Here is a 17,635-nt window from a genome sequence, read left to right as displayed (position 1 = left end):
TGGTTCCGAAGTTAAGTCGGAACATTTCCTCTTTGTCGTGATCTTCTTTTGTGATGGCCTGAGAGATATCAACACCAATCGGGCCAAACGGCGATTCCCAACCGACACCGAAACCGACCGAGCTACGCAGCGTTCCGGTATCGTAGATTTCGCCCGGGCGGGCACCATCAACGTCCTGCCCCGAGCCAAAGTCTGTAAAGACACGACCGGTCAAGGCAAACTCTTCGGGCGTCCCAAGCGGGAAGTCCATCTGAACTGTACCTGTGTAGTACATTTTGGAACCCAACGCATCCCCGGTCTCAATATCACGCGGACCAACGCCCGCCGCTTCAAAACCGCGCAGGTTCGAACCACCAACCATAAAACGCTGCGAGATGCGCGTATCTTCGCCGATACCAAATATGTAACCGGTGGACCCACGCGTAGACAGAATCCATTCGTGTTCTCGGTCCAAGGGATAATAGTATCCGCCCTCTACACGTGTGCGCAGATAGGATTCGTCGCCACCAAGACCAGCCAGATCATTCGACAATCGCGCAAAATAGCCTTCTGTCGGCGAAATCGTGCTGTCGCGTTCGTCATACGTCAGGGTATGACCGATAGCAGATTCAACAAACTCGGTGTCTTCTGCCAACAGGAGGCGAGATGCGTCATCCTCATCAATATCCGAGTAGCTGTTTTGCTCAAGCGTATACCGGAATGAGTGCGAAAGTTCTTCACTATAGCGGAACCCGGCGCGCAGACGACCACCGGTTTGCTCCTCGTCGTAAGAGCTTTCGTCCTGATTGTCTTCCTCGCGACGGTAGACATCAAAACCGGCAGCAATTTCTCGATCAAGGAAATAGGGCTCTGTAAAGGAAAGATCAATCTGCTGATCAGAAGAACCAAGCGTAAAGTTCAGGCGTAAATCCTGGCCTTTACCCAACAGGTTACGTTCGCGAATGCCGAGCTGACCAAAGGCACCGTCATCCGTTCCATAACCGGCACCAATCGAGAATTCACCAGTCGATTTTTCTTCGACATCGACTTCAATCACGGTCTGGTCGGGTGACGCACCTGGCAGGGTTTTGACATCGACGGATTTGAAGAAGTTCAGGTTCTCGATGCGTTGCTTGGAACGCTGCATCTTGGAGCTGCTAAAGGCATCGCCTTCGACCAGACGGAACTCACGACGGATCACTTCATCCAAGGTACGGACGTTGCCAACAACGTTGATGCGCTCGACATAGACCTTCGGTCCTTCGGCGATATTAAACGTGATATCAATCGTGCCGGCTTCACGGTTACGCTGAACGTTCGGACGGATATCGATGAAGGCATAGCCTTGATCCCCGACACTGTCGGTCAGGGCATCAACGGCATCGTCTACCAAGTTGGCATTGTACCATTCACCGCTTTCGATCTCGATAAGCGGCATCAGGCTTTCCGGATCAATCTTGTCGATCTGCGAGACGACATTGATTTCACCGAACTGATAGCGCTGCCCTTCGCTGACCGTGTAGGTCACGAAGAAGTCGGAACGATCCGGGGTGAGTTCAGCGACAGAAGACAGAACCTGGAAATCGGCGTAGCCAGCCGCGAGGTAAAAGCGGCGCAGCAATTCGCGGTCAAAGGTCACGCGGTCCGGGTCATAGTTATCATCAGCCGTCAGGATTTTCCACCACGCGCTCTCGGTCGTCCGGATGACGTCGGAAAGTTCGCCATCATCAAACGCCTTGTTGCCAACGAAGTTGATCTTGCGGATACCGGTCGCGTCGCCTTCGTCAATCTCGAACGCCAGATCAACACGGTTCTGATCAAGCTGGATGACCTTGGGCTCAACAGTCGCCGCAAAGCGGCCGCTGCGGCGATAAAGCTCGAGAACACGCTGAACGTCGGCCTGAACCTTCGTGCGGGTATACACCACACGCGGACGCAATTGCAGTTCAGCCCCGAGGGTGTCGTCATCAAGGCGCTGGTTACCTTCAAAGGCAATCCGGTTGATGATCGGGTTTTCAACGACGTTGACCCGAAGAATTCCCTGATTAAAGGAGAATGAAACGTCAGCAAAAAGGCCGGTAGAGAACAGCGCCTTCAGCGAGTTGTTGATTTTCTGCACGTCATAGGAATCGCCGGGAGCAACCGTCAGGTAGGCATTGACCGTCGCACTTTCGATACGGTTATTGCCTTCGACTTCGATGTCGCGAATCAGACCCGATTGGGCATGCACTGCCACAGGAACAAACAATGGCGCCGTTCCGCCAAGCAGGGCCGTAATCACAACGGCCGCTTTTACCTTACGCAGCAAGTTAACCCCCCTGTTGCTGTCACTCATCCGCCAGCAAGTCCTTTGAGGAAACTAAAGACACCCAATTGCGTCAAATCGTTCCACGTTGCAAAAATTATTAAGCTGAATACCAAACCCGCGCCAATACGGAAACCATATTCTTGTGCTTTTGCCCCCAATGGCTTACCGCGAATTGCCTCAATCGCGTAGAACACAAGATGGCCACCATCCAGAACCGGAACAGGCATCAGGTTGATCAACCCAAGGCTGATGGAGAGATAGCCCATAAAGAACAGAAGCGGCGCAATACCGCCTTCGGCCACCTGCCCCGACATCTGCGCAATCCGGATCGGGCCGCCAAGCTCGGAACTGTCACGGTCACCACTGATCATTTCACCAAGGGCTGAGAATGTCTGTGCGGTCAGAGAATAGGTGGTCTCGAACGCGCGACCGACCGACTCAACAACGCCGGTGCGGCTCATTTCAAAGTCGCCCGCCGTAATGCCCAAGCGGCCAACGGTTGCGGTCACACCGCCCTCGTCGACTTCGACAGCTTCGGGTGTCACAGCAAGATCAATGGCCTGACCGTCACGCTGCACGGTGACAGAAAGCGGCTGCCCCGGATTGGTGCGCACAATGTCAGAGAGCTCGGAGAACCATTCGACCGGTTGGCCATTGATTGCCGAAATTTCGTCATCGGCAACAAAACCCGCCATCGCAGCCGGGCTGTCATCAAGAACTTCGCCAACAACCGGCAGTGCACGCTGTTGTCCAACCGCAGCAAACAGGAAGGTAAAGACGATGATTGCAAAGATGAAGTTGGCCAAGGGGCCGGCAAAAACGATTGCCGCACGGGCAGCGACACCTTTGTGATGGAAGGCATGCTTTGCTTCTTCTTCATCAAGGTCATCGCGACCGCCCGCACTGGCCGGGTTCATATCGCCAAACATTTTGACGTAGCCACCCAGCGGGATGATGCTGACCTTCCAGCGCGTGCCCTTTTTATCCTGCCAGCCGAAGAGCTCCGGTCCGAAACCGATTGAAAAGGCTTCGACCTTTACGTCGTTTTTGATGGCCACCCAGTAGTGGCCATATTCGTGAACGAACACGAGCACCGAGAGCACAAAAAGAAAAGCAAGCAAGGTTTCCATCAAGAATTCCCTAAGCCGGTCGCACCAGCAATTTCAATCCAAGTCTATGCAAGGCACGCCGCAGTTTCCCGGCGCACCATCGCATCTGTTTCAAATACCTGATCAAGGCTGGTCAGCGCGTCGCTTCCAAGCCTTGTCATGATCTTTTCGACAGTCCCGGCGATATCCAAAAAGCCGATTCTGTCTTTGAGAAACGCCTCAACCGCGACTTCATTGGCAGCGTTCAGAACAGTAGGCAGGGTCCCCCCTTCCTGCAAGGCCTGACGTGCCAGACGAAGTGCCGGGAAACGATCCGTATCCGGCGTCTCGAAGTTCAAGCTTCCGATCGTGGCAAAATCAAGACGCGGTGTATCCACCTTGATCCGATCCGGCCATGAAAGTGCATAAGCAATCGGGGTGCGCATATCAGGCGTTCCCAGCTGCGCAAGAACCGAACCGTCGGAATATTCCACCATACTGTGAACAACTGATTGAGGATGCACCACAATTTCAATCTGTTCTTCAGCCACCGGGAAAAGATGCCAGGCTTCGATCAGCTCAAGCCCCTTGTTCATCATGGTCGCAGAATCAATCGAGATCTTTGCGCCCATTTCCCAATTGGGGTGTGCCAAGGCCTGCGCACGGGTCACTGTTTGCATGTCCTTGAGCGACCGTTCACGGAACGGACCGCCAGACGCCGTCAGAAGAATGCGATCAATGCGGTTTTCAGCGCGGTCTTCAAGCACCTGGAAAATCGCGCTGTGCTCCGAATCAACCGGGATCAGCGTTGCACCATGCTTTGTGATTTCCGCCGTCATCAAAGAGCCGGCACACACAAGCGTTTCCTTATTGGCAAGCCCGATGCGTGCACCGCTACGAATGGCGGCAAGCGTCGGCTTCAGCCCCGCTGCCCCAACGATTGCAGCAATGACGATGTCTGAAGGGCGTTCGGCCGCCTCGATCAAGGCATCTTCGCCAGCGGCAATATCAATGCCCTTCCCGGCCAGCGCATCCTTAAGGTCGCCGTAAAATGCCGGATCCCCAATGACAGCGCATTTGGCATCAAGCTCAATCGCAGCCTTTGCCAGGGCATCAACATTGCGATGGGCGGTGACAGCTTCGACAACATATTTGTCAGTGTGGGATTTTAAAACATCAACGGTGCTGGTCCCGATGGAACCGGTAACACCAAAGACACTGACGGATTTCTTCAAAGTCATCAAACACCTGTAAGGACAGCAGCCAGAGGATTGGCCGCCTTAACGCAGAGAAAGCCCTGCGAAACAGATAATAGCAAAGGCCACAGGAAATACCGACAACATCCCGTCCGCACGATCAAGCAAACCGCCATGACCCGGGATCAGATGGCTGCTATCCTTGACCTTGAAACGGCGTTTAAGTGCGGACTCACCAAGATCACCGATCTGCGCAACAATCGCCAAAACCATACTGACGACTACAATCGACCAGTTGACCGCATCAGAGCTGAAATAGGTCACAAGTCCGCCAATCAATCCCGCACAGACCATGCCGCCGATCAAACCGGCCCATGTTTTCTTGGGGCTGAAGCGTGGTGCAAGTTTCGGCCCGCCGATGGTCTTGCCAAACGCATAGCCCCCCGTGTCGGTGGCCCAGACAAGGAAGAACAGCCACATGATAATCAGAAGGCCGTCACCATCCTGGGTCCGCAGCCAAAGTGCCGAGAGTGCTGCAAGCGAGATATAGAGAACGCCAAATCCGGCAAGTAACCAATTCGCGCCCGAACGGGCCGCCGCAATGATCACCCCGATCGCGATCGGCATGACGATAAATTCTTCCTGCCCTGTGACATACATCATCATGGCAACTGCAAGAGCCACACCTGTTACAACCGATATGCCGTTATGGTGTTCGGGTGCGCACATGCGCGACCATTCCCACATCATCCCGGCAGAAAAGGCAAACAGCAGCAAATCAAAATAGGGAGAACCGAACCAAACGGCGGCAACGGCTACGGGCGCCATAACCATCGCGGAAAGAACGCGTGGAATCAGGCCGGAATTGGTATCTTTTTGATCGTTGGTCTCAGATGACGGCACCAAAACGCCGCTCCCGCCCGGCAAAGTTATCGATGGCTTTTTCCAGATTGCTGCGATCAAAGTCCGGCCACAGAACGTCTTCAAAAACGAACTCGGTATAGGCCGACTGCCAAAGCAGGAAGTTGCTGATCCGCTGTTCGCCACTGGTGCGGATCAGAAGATCCGGGTCCGGAATTCCAGCCGTCGACAGATTTTGTTCGATCAGGTCTTCGGTAATGTCATCCGGAGCCAGTTCCCCAGCTGCCACCTTGGCCGCAATTTCACGCACAGCCTGAGTGATTTCCGCACGCGCACCGTAGCTAAGCGCGATGGTCAGGTTCAGGCGTGTGTTGTCGCGTGTCTGATCTTCGGCCTTGGCCAGAAGTTCGCGGATATCATCGGCAAAGCGTGAACGGTCCCCGATGATGCGAATTTTCACGCCATTCTTGTGCAAGGTCGACAGTTCGCGCTTCAGGAACAGACGCAGAAGCCCCATCAGGTCACTGACTTCGCTTTCTGGACGCTTCCAGTTCTCGGTCGAGAAGCCATACAGCGTCAGATACTCGATACCGAGTTCACCCGCGGCTTCGATGGTGCGACGCACGGCATCAACACCGGCACGATGGCCCATGGTACGCGGACGACCACGACCGCGGGCCCAGCGCCCGTTGCCATCCATAATGATGGCAACATGACGCGGCACACAGGGCGTATCTGAAGGTTGAGCTTGCGAAGAAAGAACAGCCATCGTCAGACTTGCATGATTTCCTGTTCTTTGTGCGAGAGCGCTTCATCGATCTCGCCAATGACCTTGTCGGTCAGCTTCTGAACTTCTTTTTCCTGATCGTGCATCTCGTCCTTGGAGATGTCACCGTCCTTTTCCCATTTTTTCAGTTGATCCATGCCGTCACGACGCACGTTACGGACAGAAATCTTGGCCTGCTCGGCATATTTGCCGGCAACCTTGGAAAGTTCTGCGCGGCGCTCTTCGTTGAGTGCGGGAATCGGAACGCGGACAAGCGTGCCATCAGCCGCCGGGTTCAGGCCAAGGCCCGAATCACGGATGGCTTTTTCGACGGATTTCACCATCGACTTGTCCCACACCTGAACCGAAAGCATACGGGATTCTGGAACACTGACCGATGCCACCTGGTTAAGCGGGGTCGGAACGCCGTAAGCTTCAACCATGACCGGTTCCAGAAGGCTTACACTGGCACGCCCGGTGCGCAGACCGGTGAATTCCTTGTGCAATACTTCCACAGCCCCTTCCATGCGGCGGGACAGGTCCTTTTTTAGGCCAGCAACGTCAGACACGTTCAGTCTCCATTCGAAATAATCGTAAACGTCCCCTTTGCAGTAACAACGTCTGCAAAGGCACCCGGATTATGCAAAGAAAATACAATAACCGGAATATCATTTTCACGTGCCAAAGAAATAGCCGATGCGTCCATGACACGCAAATCTTTGGACAGAACTTCCATATAGGTCAGGGCGTCATAACGCTCTGCGGTCGGATCGGTTTTCGGATCGGCCGTATAGACACCATCAACCTGGGTGCCTTTAAGCAACGCATCACAGCCCATTTCAACCGCGCGCAAGGCAGCAGCGGTATCGGTCGTGAAGAACGGGTTGCCGGTGCCGGCAGCAAAGATCACAACGCGGCCCTTTTCCATGTGACGGACTGCACGACGACGCACATAGGGCTCACAAACAGAAGACATCGGGATCGCGGATTGAACGCGGGTCTGAACGCCATGGCGTTCAAGTGCGTTTTGCACGGCAAGCGCGTTCATGATGGTGGCAAGCATGCCCATATAGTCGGCCGTTGCGCGCTCCATGCCCTGCGAGGCGCCCTTGACACCGCGGAAGATATTCCCGCCGCCAATCACCATGCAAACTTCGGCACCCATGTCATGAACGGCTTTGATTTCGCTGGCAATCCGGTCAACCGTTTCTGGATCGATACCGTATTGCTGTTTGCCCAGGAGCCCCTCACCAGAGAGCTTCAAAAGGACGCGACGAAACTTCAGTTGGCCGTTTTCTGCCATGTCGGATTGCCTCTTAAATGCCGATGTAACGCATTGCCCGAACGTGGGAAATGCAAAATTCAGATATAAAAAGACCGGCGAGTAACAGGGCGGATATGCGCTGCCGACCTCGCCGGTCTGGATCATACACGAAATGGTGGCAAACGCACCATTTCGATCAGATGTTTTATTTGTTCAGCTGCTCAGCAACTTCGGCAGCAAAGTCTTTTTCTTCGCGCTCGATGCCTTCACCGAGTTCGAAGCGAACAAAGCCCTTAAGGGTGATCGGCTTGCCAGCTTCTTTGGCAGCGTTTTCGATCACGTTTTTGACTTTGTTTTCACCGTCAATCACGAAGGTCTGCTCAACCAGAACGACCTGCTCGTAATATTTACGGATACGACCTTCGATCATCTTTTCGATGATTTCTGCCGGGCGGCCCGATTCTTTGGCCTGCTCGGTCAGAACGGCTTTTTCACGCTCTACCAGTTCCGGATCAAGATCATCGACGGTTGCCGATGCCGGGTTGGTCGCAGCAATGTGCATCGCGATCTGTTTGCCAAGGCCTTCGAGAACGCCAGCGTCTGCTTCGGATTCCAGAGCAACCAGAACACCGATTTTGCCCAGATCCGGAGCAACAGCAGAGTGAACGTAAGAAGCAACAACGCCTTTTTCGACCGACAGGCCAGCCGAACGACGCAGGGACATGTTTTCGCCGATGGTGGCGATCATGTGCGTGACCTGCTCTTCGACGTTACGCGAGGTACCCGGGAAAGCAGCAGCTTTAAGCGCATCGATGTCGCCGTTTGCAGCAACAGCCTGGGTTGCGATTTCGCCAACAAATTTCTGGAAGTCTTCGTTACGCGAAACGAAGTCGGTCTCGGAGTTCAGCTCGACAACTGCACCTTTGGTGCCGTCAACAGCAACTGCAACCAGACCTTCAGCAGCAACACGGCCAGCTTTCTTGGCAGCAGCAGCAAGACCTTTGGTACGAAGCCAGTCAACAGCAGCTTCCAGGTTACCATCGGTTTCGGACAGCGCCTTTTTGCAATCCATCATGCCAGCGCCGGTGGTTTCGCGAAGCTCTTTAACGAGAGCAGCGGTAATAGCCATTTTTAAAGCCCCTAATTACGCGATCAGTAAACACCTAACAAAACGGCGGCATGCTAGCCGCCGTTTCATCAGGTACAAAATGAAACTTATGCGGAAGCTTCTTCTGCAGCTTCGGAAGCAGCAGCTGCTTCGGCCGGAACTTCTTCCGCTTCGCCGAGATCTGCGCCAGAAGCAGTCATTTCTTCCTGGATGCCGTCAAGAACGGAACCAACGAACAGATCGCAATACAGCTGGATTGCGCGGATCGCGTCGTCGTTGCCCGGAACCGGGAACTGAACGTTTGCCGGATCAGAGTTGGAGTCGAGGATCGCAACGACCGGGATGTTCAGGTTCTTGGCATCCTGAATAGCAAGCGATTCTTTGTTGGTGTCGACCACGACGATGATGTCCGGCAGACCACCCATGTCCTTAATACCGCCAAGAGCGCGCTCAAGCTTGTCGCGCGAACGGGTCAGGTTCAGGATTTCTTTTTTGGTCAGACCTTCTGCACCAGCGTTCAGGATCTCGTCCTGTTCTTTGAGGCGCTTGATCGAGTTGGAAACGGTGTTCCAGTTGGTCAGCATGCCGCCGAGCCAGCGATGGTTGACATAGTACTGGCCGCAACGCTTTGCAGCGTCTGCAATGATCGGGGAAGCCTGACGCTTGGTACCGACGAAGAGAACACGACCACCCGAAGCGGTTACGTCACGAACGGCCTGCATCGCGCGATGCAGCATCGGAACGGTTTCCTGCAGGTTCAGGATGTGGATGTCGTTACGTGCACCAAAGATGAACGGCTTCATCTTCGGGTTCCAACGGCGGGTGTGGTGACCAAAGTGGACACCAGCTTCCATGAGCTGGCGCATGGTAAAGGTTGGCAGAGCCATGATAATTCCTACCTTTTTCCGGTTAATACCTCCGCGGAAGGGAATTCCATACACCATGTATGAAACACCGGATGGACGAGTTGCCATATGACGGCAGTCGCCGCTCTTCCGCGTGCGATGTTCGAGGCGGCTTTTAGCCCCCTCGCCAAGAGAATGCAAGCCCAAAAAGCGCTGCACTCTGCACCTTTCAATCAACGACGCATAACATACCGAAATATCGACCAAAGGACAAAAACCTTTGACAGGTGTAAAACGATCGTTTTACACCTGTCTGCATGAGCATCAAAACCAAACTCCTTACATCAGCCGAGCGGCTGTTTGATCAGCACGGCTTCATGTCCACCAGCATGGATCAGCTGACCAAGGCCGCCGATATGTCGAGCCGAACGCTTTACAAACATGCCGGGGGCAAAACCGGGCTTGTTCAAGCAGTCCTCACGGCGCGCGATAAACGCTTCATGCAGGCGATAGATGTTCAAAGCATCGATGATCTGTTTGCGGCCCTGCAAAACTGGACATTAACCGAGGGCGCACGCGGATGCCTTTTTCTGCGCGCTTATGGTGAAGCAGGTGGCGAAACACCTGAAATCACGGATGCCGTGATGGCCCACAAGGCCGCCTTTCACGCACAAATCGCGCGTATCGTTAAAGCGGAACTTGGCGCAAACCACCCAGACCTGGAACTCCTGACCGAGCAAATCCTTGTCCTGATTGAGGGCAGCACATCGGCCGCGATCTATCGCGGTACAGATGCCATCACATCAGCGCATCAAGCCGCCACCCTCCTGATTGCCCAGACACGTAAAGATTCGGGCATATGAATAAGGCAATCAGCATTGGTGCGACCGGATTTGGGATTATCGCCGTTTGTTATGGCTTTGCACGGTTTGCCTTCGGGTTGTTTTTGCCCGAAATTGACCAGCAGCTGTCATTGGGACCAACCCTTTCCGGGGTGATTTCAGGCGGTTCGTTTCTGGGCTATTGCATCGCGATTGTCGCATCCGCCGCCTTAACAGAACGGATTGGCCCACGCTTTGTGGCTGTTGGTGCATCTCTGGTCGCAGCACTCGGTATGGTTGGCATTGCAACGGCGCCAAATGCCATCTGGCTCGCCTGTGCCGTCTTGATCGCCGGATCAAGTACGGGCCTCGCGTCCCCGCCAATGGCCGCGGCCGTTGCGACTGCGGTAAAGGCACAACAACAGAACAAAACGAACGCAACGATCAATGCCGGCACCAGTGTAGGCGTCGCCCTGTCTGGTCCCATCGCCCTTTTGATTACCGGTGAATGGCGTTTGGCCTTTGGCGGATTTGCATGTGTCGCCGTTTTGATGGCGATTATCGCTACCATTACGCTTCCGGCCACACACACCAAGCCCCGTCATCGCCAGCGCTTGCCGCAGTTTGATGGCAATATCTGGCGCTTGATCATCGCTGCCTTCCTGATGGGGGCTGCCAGCACCACGCTTTGGTCATTTGGTGGCAAGCTTGCGACAATCAGACTTGGCTGGGAAAGCAGCGACGTCGGCATCCTTTGGATTGCCATCGGATCAGTGGGTATTGCCGGTGCGTTTTCAGGCAGCCTTGTTTCGCGCTTTGGCTTGAATGCCACGCATTGGCTGCTGCTCGGCCTGATGTCAGGCGGGATGCTTGCTGTCGGGTTTGACGGGGCCACCGAAGCCACGACATTTGTTGGCGGTGTGCTGTTTGGCGGGGCTTATGTGCTTTTGACCGGCGTGTACCTGATCTGGGGCGTTAATACCCTGCCCGATCGCCCTGCAACCGGGTTGATGATTGGCTTTCTGATGATTGCTGTCGGGCAGACTGCTGGCGCGCCTGTCTTTGGCGTGATGCTGGATGCATTTGGGCCGACATATGCTGTGCTGTCATTCGCCGTTATCAGCCTGCTGGCGGGTCTTGCCAGAACCGGACAGAAAGCCGCCCTCGCCTGATCACCAAACAAGAAAGCCCGGCACAAGATATTTGGTGCCGGGCTGACATATTCATAATGCTTTGACCAAAGTCCTAAATTTCCTCGGCGAATTCCACGCCGGGGATTGCGCCAATGGCGCCGATCAGGGACGGGCCGACCTTGTAGTTTTCTTCAAGCTCGATCTCGGCCATGCGGCCGTCATCACACATCGATGACAGGCTTACGAGACCTTTGCCCCTGCCCGCCTGTTCAAGCAGCTCGCGGATTTCAGCAACCGGATCGGGACGGTTCAGGCGAATGCGGATGCCTTCGGCAGCACCGGCGACGGCCTTTTCAAGGTCTTCGACGCGCTGACCCTGAATACGAAGCTGTCCTTCGCGCATTTCAGCAGAGACGTTGAGCAATACCGGGCGTCCGGCAGTGATGATTTCCTTATAGGCTGCCCATGCTTCGGCCCAGAAAGCGACCTCGAAGCTGCCGGTCGGATCCGAGAACATGACAAAGGCGAATTTCGAACCGTTCTTTTTCGAGATCATCTCGCGCGCATTGATCAGGGTGCCGGCCAAGCGAATGGTGCCCTTGTTCGAAGCGCGCATGCGTGCGGGCAGTTCCTTAATCGGGGCAATGCCGATGCGCTGGATGCTTTTGCCGAATGTATCAAGTGGATGGGCGGACAGATAGAAGCCGATGGCCGAGAATTCCTCGGTCAGTTTTTCCATCGGCACCCAGTCACGATCATCGGGCAGACGGATCTGGTCCTTGCCAAAGCCACTGCTGTCGCCAAACATCGAAATCTGATCATCGTTACGCGCGTGCATTTCGCGCTGGGCAACGGCGATGACCTTGTCGACATGTTCAAACATGACCTTGCGGTTCGATGCCAGGCAATCAAGGGCGCCGGCGCGGACAAGGTTTTCAAGCAGGCGTTTGTTGACCGCACGGCTGTCGATGCGCGATGCGAAATCGGTGATGTCCTTGAACGGTCCATTGGCTTCGCGTTCGGCAACAAGACTTTCCATCGCGGCATCGCCAACATTTCGCACCGCGGCCAGCGCGTAGCGGATCTTGCGCACGCCATCATGGTTTTCAACCGAGAACGCGACTTCCGAATTGTTCACGCATGGCGGCAGGATTTCGATTTCGAGCCGCTCAACTTCCTGCTTGAACACCGCGAGCTTTTCGGTGTTGTGCATATCAAGCGTCATCAGGGCGGCCATGAATTCGACCGGATAGTTCGCCTTGAGATAGGCCGTCTGATAGGCGACCAACGCATAAGCCGCGGCGTGCGATTTGTTAAAGCCGTAGGATGCGAACTTTGCCACCTGATCAAAGATGTCGGACGCCTGCCCGCGATCAACGCCGTTCTTTTCAGAACCGTCGACAAACAGGCCACGCTGCTTTTCCATTTCCTCGGCGATTTTCTTACCCATTGCACGACGCAACAGGTCAGCACCACCAAGCGAGTAGCCCGCCATGATCTGGGCAAGCTGCATGACTTGCTCCTGATAGATCATGATGCCATAGGTTTCTTCGAGGATCGGCTTGAGCATCGGGTGCATGTAATCAGGTTCTTCCTGACCATGCTTACGCGCAATGTAATGCGGGATGTTATCCATCGGGCCCGGACGATACAGCGCCACGACAGCGATAATATCTTCGAGTGTATCGGGCTTCAGTCCGCGCAGAACGTCCTGCATGCCTTGGGATTCAAGCTGGAACACGCCGACGGTTTCGGCAGCTGACAGCAGTTTGAAGGCCGGGCGATCATCAAGGGGAATCTCCCCGATATCAAAGTCTTGCGGCACGTCCTTGCGAAGACGCATCAGATTGACGGCCTCGATAATCACCGTCAGCGTCTTAAGACCCAGGAAGTCGAACTTCACCAGACCGGCATTTTCAACGAACTTCATGTTGAACTGGGTTACCGGCATGTCGGATCGCGGATCGCGATATAGCGGCACCAGTTCATCAAGGTCACGGTCACCGATCACAACCCCCGCCGCATGGGTCGAGGAGTTACGATAAAGGCCCTCAATCTGCATGGCGATGGACAGCAAGCGATCAATGTCGGGGTCCTCGCGCGCGATGCGGCGCAGGTCCGGCTCCATATCAATCGCTTCCTTGAGCGGGATCGGCTTGGCCGGATCGCCCGGGATCATTTTACAGATCTTGTCGACGTAACCATACGGGATCGACAAAACACGCCCGACGTCACGCACGGCCGCCTTTGCCTGCAACTTACCAAAGGTAATGATCTGCGCGACACGGTCATGGCCGTATTTCTTCTGCACATACTCGATGACTTCACCGCGCCGGTCCTGACAGAAATCGACGTCAAAGTCAGGCATCGACACACGTTCCGGGTTCAAGAAACGTTCGAACAGAAGCGAGAACCGCAGCGGATCAAGATCGGTAATCAATAGCGCATAAGCCACGAGCGAGCCTGCGCCCGAACCACGGCCCGGCCCGACCGGAATTTCATGGTCCTTCGCCCATTGGATGAAGTCGGCAACGATCAGGAAGTAGCCCGGGAAGCCCATCTGATTGATGATGCCAAGTTCGTATTCAAGGCGTTCCCAATAGGGTTTGGCGATTTCTTCCTTGTCCGCGTCCGACATGTCGTCGGTAAAGACGTGCTTTTCAAGACGGCCTTTCAGGCCTTCCTCGGACATGTGGCGGAGTTCGTCGACCTCGGTGCGGCCTTCGCCGCAATCAAAGGGCGGCAGGATCGGATCGATCTTTTCAACGTGCCAGGAGCAGCGCTTGGCGATCAGTAGGGTATTGTCGCAAGCCTCCGGGATATCGGCGAACAGGTCGCGCATTTCCGCAGCCGACTTGAAACGATGGTCCGGGGTGAGTTTCCAGCGTTCTTCCTGACCAACGACCGCCCCCTGCCCGACGCAGATAAATACGTCATGGGCTTCGTACATGTCGATTTTCGGGAAATAGCAGTTATTGGTCGCCACCAGCGGCACGTCATGATCATAGGCCAGCTTGATCAGGCCCGGTTCGACCTGTTCTTCAAGCGGCTCGCCGTGGCGCTGGAGTTCGATGTAAAGGCGATTTCCAAAGATGTCCTTGAGGTCAGCGAGACAACTTTCGGCCTTTTCAACCTGTTCCTCGCCCAACAGCCTTGCAAGCGGCCCGGTCGGGCCGCCGGTCAGGCAGATAATGTGATCGGCATATTTGCGGATATGTTCGTAGAGGGCTTTGGGTTCGCTGCCGGCCTCGGACGTCATGTGGGCGCGCGAGACGATTTTCAGCAGGTTGAAATAGCCTTCCTTGTTCTGGGCAATCAGAACAAGGCGGTCCGGCATCGGTTCGCGGGCGATTTTGCCAACGGCGGGTTTGTCGCCATAGCGTTCCACACCCATCTGCACGCCCAGAATCGGCTGAATACCCGAACCACTCAGCGCGCCTGCGAAATCAAGCGCACCAAACATGTTGTCGGTATCAGTCATCGCAACAGCGGGCTGGCCGTCTGCGGCACAGAGTTTGGCGAGCTCCTTGGTCGTGATCGCACCTTCGGCAAGCGAATAGTTGGTGTGTACACGAAGATGGACGAAACCATTTTCCATCGGAGCCAGACCTCTGAAAGATAAGAAAAATGCAGGGTTCGCGCGCCCATCAAGGACGCGCTGAAACCAGCTTAAAGAATTTTGATCACTTAGGAAAGATCAGCCGGGTCGAGTTCGATCAAATGACCGTCACGCAGCGTCACAACCCGGTCCATCTGACGCGCCAGTTCCGGGTTATGGGTCGCAATCAGCGACGCAAGACCGGTTTCACGCACCAGCGTCATCAACATGCCAAACACGGTATCGGCCGTCTGCGGATCAAGGTTACCGGTCGGCTCATCAGCAAACAGGACATCAGGCACATTGGCCAGCGCACGGGCAATTGCCACACGCTGTTGCTCCCCACCCGACAGGCGTGCCGGACGATGTTCCGCACGATTTTCCAGACCAAGACAGCGCAGCAATTCAAGGCCACGTTCTTCGGCCTCGGCCCGTTTGAGGCCATTGATCATTTGAGGCATGACGACATTTTCCAGGGCGGAAAATTCCGGCAGCAGATGATGGTACTGATAGACAAAGCCGATATGGCTGCGGCGCATTTCGGTACGTGCCAGATCAGACAAATCCGTGCTGCGCTTCCCCCCGATCGAAACCAGACCGTTATCTGGCTTTTCAAGCAGACCGGCAATCTGAAGCAGGGTTGATTTACCCGCACCCGACGGCCCGACCAGAGCAACGATTTCACCCTGATGGATTTCGAGATCAACGGATTTGAGAATTTCGAGCTGATCGGGGCCCTGATTGAAGATGCGGTCGATCTTTTCAAGGCGCAGCACGACATTGCGCGAACGTTCTTCGGCGGTCTTTTTCATCAGATCACTCATAGCGCAGGGCCTCCACCGGATCGAGGCGCGATGCCCGCCATGCCGGGTACACCGTGGCAAGGAAGGACAGCGTCAGCGACATGATGCACACCATGACGACCTCGCCAACATCCATGTCAGCGGGCAGCTGCGAGAGGAAATAAATCTCGGCATTGAACAGATCGGTGCCGGTCAGGCTTTGAATGAACTGACGGATATTTTCGATGTTCAGGCAGAACAGAACACCAATGATCAGGCCGGAAATCGTGCCCAGCACCCCGATGGAGGCACCAGCAAGGAAAAACACCTTCATGATCGACTGGCGGGTCGCACCCATGGTGCGCAGGATCGCGATATCGCGCCCCTTGTCCTTTACCAGCATGACCATGCCCGAAATGATGTTGAACGCTGCGACCAAGATGATCAGGGTCAGGATCAGGAACATCACATTGCGTTCGACCTGAAGCGCGTTAAAGAACCCGGCATTGGATTGCTGCCAATTGACCAGACGCAACGGTGAGCTGGAAAGCGTGCCAAGCAGTTCATCCATGGTGTCATCAAGTGCACCGATATCTTCAAGCATCACTTCAAAATGGGTGATCTTTTCCGGCAGGCGGAAATAGGTCTGTGCAGCTGCCAGCGGCATGAAGATAAAGCCGCTGTCATATTCATACATGCCGATATCAAACAGGCCCGCCACGGTATAGCCACGCACACGCGGCACTGAACCAAATGCGGTTACATTGCCCTTGGGCGAAATCAGATTGACCGTATCGCCAACGCCCACGCCAAGCTTCATCGCCAGACGTGCGCCCATGATCACGGTGTCTTCGCCCTTGAAATCGTCAAGCGATCCGAAAACGATATTATCCGCGATGGTTGCGCGTTGTTTGACATCTTCGGGGCGCATGCCGCGCACGATGGCGCCGGATGCGCGACCGTTTTTCGATGCCATCACCTGCCCTTCGACCACCGGCACGGTCAGGACCACATTGCCGTTTTTGGCAATCTCGTCTTCGATTTTGGCGTAATCGCCAATGCCGCCATTACCCTGTGCGTAGACAGAGATATGGCCGTTCAACCCGAGTATTCGGCCAAGCAGTTCCGCACGGAAACCATTCATTACCGACATGACAATGATGAGTGTCGCAACACCCAGCATGATGCCAAGCAACGAGAAGATGGCGATGACGGAAACAAAGCCTTCCTGCCGACGTGGACGCAGGTAGCGAAAGGCCACCATACGCTCGAACGGACTGAACATGGGCAATCGATCCTTGTGGAAGCGGGTCAGGAAACCGGGTTGGTTGGACAATAAAGACTTAGCAGCCAAACCGGAAATGGCAACGGGGCAGCACATGCCGCCCCGTTTGAATGCGTTTTAAGATCAGCCGTTGATCTGATTAAGAGCCGCTTCAAAGGTGACTTCGGTTTTTTCACCCGATTTGCGGTTCTTGAGTTCAACAACGCCGTTCTTGAGGCCCTTGGGGCCAATGACGATCTGCCAGGGCAGACCGATCAGATCCATATCGGCAAACTTGCCACCCGCACGGATGTCGCGGTCATCATAAAGGACCTCGATCCCGGCATTGGTCAGCTTGCCATAGTAATCTTCGCACGCGGCATCACATTCATCATCACCGGTACGCAGGTTGATCAGGCCAACCTTGTACGGTGCGACGGCTTCGGGCCAGATGATGCCGTTTTCGTCGTGGGATGCCTCGATCAGGGCACCGACAAGACGCGACACACCGATACCATAGGAACCCATCTGAACCGGAACTTCGGTGCCATCCGGGCCAAGGACGGTTGCTCCGATCGGTTCGGAATATTTGCTGCCGAAGTGGAAGATGTGACCGACTTCG

At 55.0% G+C, this 17,635-nt stretch carries 15 protein-coding genes; 2 read left to right on the top strand and 13 right to left on the bottom strand.

Translation table 11 applies throughout. From position 1 onward, the window contains the following. The 9 genes from bamA to rpsB all read right to left on the bottom strand — a co-directional run. Nucleotides 1-2,287 (bottom strand): outer membrane protein assembly factor BamA (bamA, locus tag CMO10_RS17810; RefSeq protein ID WP_297024688.1); only part of this gene is annotated, 2,287 nt, incomplete at its 3' end. A gap of 23 nt (nt 2,288-2,310) precedes the next feature. Then, nucleotides 2,311-3,417 (bottom strand): RIP metalloprotease RseP, encoded by a 1,107-nt coding sequence (gene rseP / locus CMO10_RS17805; protein ID WP_297024687.1) that lies wholly within the window; start codon nt 3,415-3,417, stop codon nt 2,311-2,313. Between the two features lie 44 nt (nt 3,418-3,461). Continuing rightward, nucleotides 3,462-4,616 carry a 1-deoxy-D-xylulose-5-phosphate reductoisomerase gene (locus CMO10_RS17800; protein ID WP_297024686.1) on the bottom strand — a complete coding sequence of 385 codons (1,155 nt, stop codon included), beginning with the start codon at nt 4,614-4,616 and terminating at the stop codon, nt 3,462-3,464. Between the two features lie 39 nt (nt 4,617-4,655). Beyond that, a complete protein-coding gene (locus tag CMO10_RS17795) occupies nt 4,656-5,477 on the bottom strand; it encodes a phosphatidate cytidylyltransferase (RefSeq protein WP_472910368.1) in 822 nt (273 codons plus the stop codon). Further along, on the bottom strand, nt 5,461-6,201 hold the full coding sequence (locus CMO10_RS17790) for an isoprenyl transferase (RefSeq protein ID WP_297024684.1): 741 nt from the start codon (nt 6,199-6,201) through the stop codon (nt 5,461-5,463). The genes CMO10_RS17795 and CMO10_RS17790 overlap by 17 nt, the downstream gene beginning before the upstream one ends. Nucleotides 6,202-6,203: 2 nt before the next feature. After that, nucleotides 6,204-6,767, bottom strand: coding sequence for a ribosome recycling factor (gene frr / locus CMO10_RS17785; RefSeq protein ID WP_044826771.1), 564 nt, complete (start codon nt 6,765-6,767; stop codon nt 6,204-6,206). A gap of 2 nt (nt 6,768-6,769) precedes the next feature. Beyond that, nucleotides 6,770-7,501 (bottom strand): UMP kinase, encoded by a 732-nt coding sequence (pyrH, locus tag CMO10_RS17780; protein WP_297024683.1) that lies wholly within the window; start codon nt 7,499-7,501, stop codon nt 6,770-6,772. A gap of 166 nt (nt 7,502-7,667) precedes the next feature. Continuing rightward, nucleotides 7,668-8,591: a translation elongation factor Ts gene (gene tsf / locus CMO10_RS17775; RefSeq protein WP_297024682.1), complete on the bottom strand. Its 924-nt coding sequence runs from the start codon at nt 8,589-8,591 to the stop codon at nt 7,668-7,670. Between the two features lie 86 nt (nt 8,592-8,677). Continuing rightward, entirely contained in the window at nt 8,678-9,457 is a 780-nt protein-coding gene (gene rpsB, locus CMO10_RS17770; RefSeq protein WP_297024681.1) for a 30S ribosomal protein S2, read from the bottom strand. A 275-nt stretch (nt 9,458-9,732) separates the two neighbouring features. On the opposite strand from rpsB, the gene CMO10_RS17765 reads away from it, so the two are divergent. Next, the gene (locus CMO10_RS17765; RefSeq protein ID WP_297024680.1) at nt 9,733-10,278 is read left to right on the top strand and encodes a TetR/AcrR family transcriptional regulator; all 546 of its coding nucleotides are present in this window, start codon (nt 9,733-9,735) and stop codon (nt 10,276-10,278) included. Beyond that, the gene (locus CMO10_RS17760; RefSeq protein WP_297024679.1) at nt 10,275-11,408 is read left to right on the top strand and encodes an MFS transporter; all 1,134 of its coding nucleotides are present in this window, start codon (nt 10,275-10,277) and stop codon (nt 11,406-11,408) included. Before CMO10_RS17765 ends, CMO10_RS17760 begins: the two co-directional genes overlap by 4 nt. Nucleotides 11,409-11,481: 73 nt before the next feature. Here CMO10_RS17760 and dnaE read toward each other — a convergent pair whose 3' ends face one another. From dnaE to CMO10_RS17740, 4 genes are all read right to left on the bottom strand, one after another. After that, entirely contained in the window at nt 11,482-14,967 is a 3,486-nt protein-coding gene (gene dnaE / locus CMO10_RS17755; protein WP_297024678.1) for a DNA polymerase III subunit alpha, read from the bottom strand. Nucleotides 14,968-15,056: 89 nt separating this feature from the next. Next, nucleotides 15,057-15,791 (bottom strand): ABC transporter ATP-binding protein, encoded by a 735-nt coding sequence (locus tag CMO10_RS17750; protein ID WP_297024677.1) that lies wholly within the window; start codon nt 15,789-15,791, stop codon nt 15,057-15,059. Continuing rightward, on the bottom strand, nt 15,784-17,034 hold the full coding sequence (locus CMO10_RS17745; RefSeq protein WP_297024676.1) for a lipoprotein-releasing ABC transporter permease subunit: 1,251 nt from the start codon (nt 17,032-17,034) through the stop codon (nt 15,784-15,786). The genes CMO10_RS17750 and CMO10_RS17745 overlap by 8 nt, the downstream gene beginning before the upstream one ends. Nucleotides 17,035-17,157: 123 nt before the next feature. Beyond that, the coding region (locus CMO10_RS17740) for a His/Gly/Thr/Pro-type tRNA ligase C-terminal domain-containing protein (protein ID WP_297024675.1) at nt 17,158-17,635 on the bottom strand (478 nt) is incomplete at its 5' end.

Source organism: Thalassospira sp. (assembly GCF_002709775.1).
GTDB lineage: Bacteria > Pseudomonadota > Alphaproteobacteria > Rhodospirillales > Thalassospiraceae > Thalassospira.
Note: the sequence above shows the minus strand (reverse complement) of the source record. Positions and strands in the feature narration are given on the sequence as shown.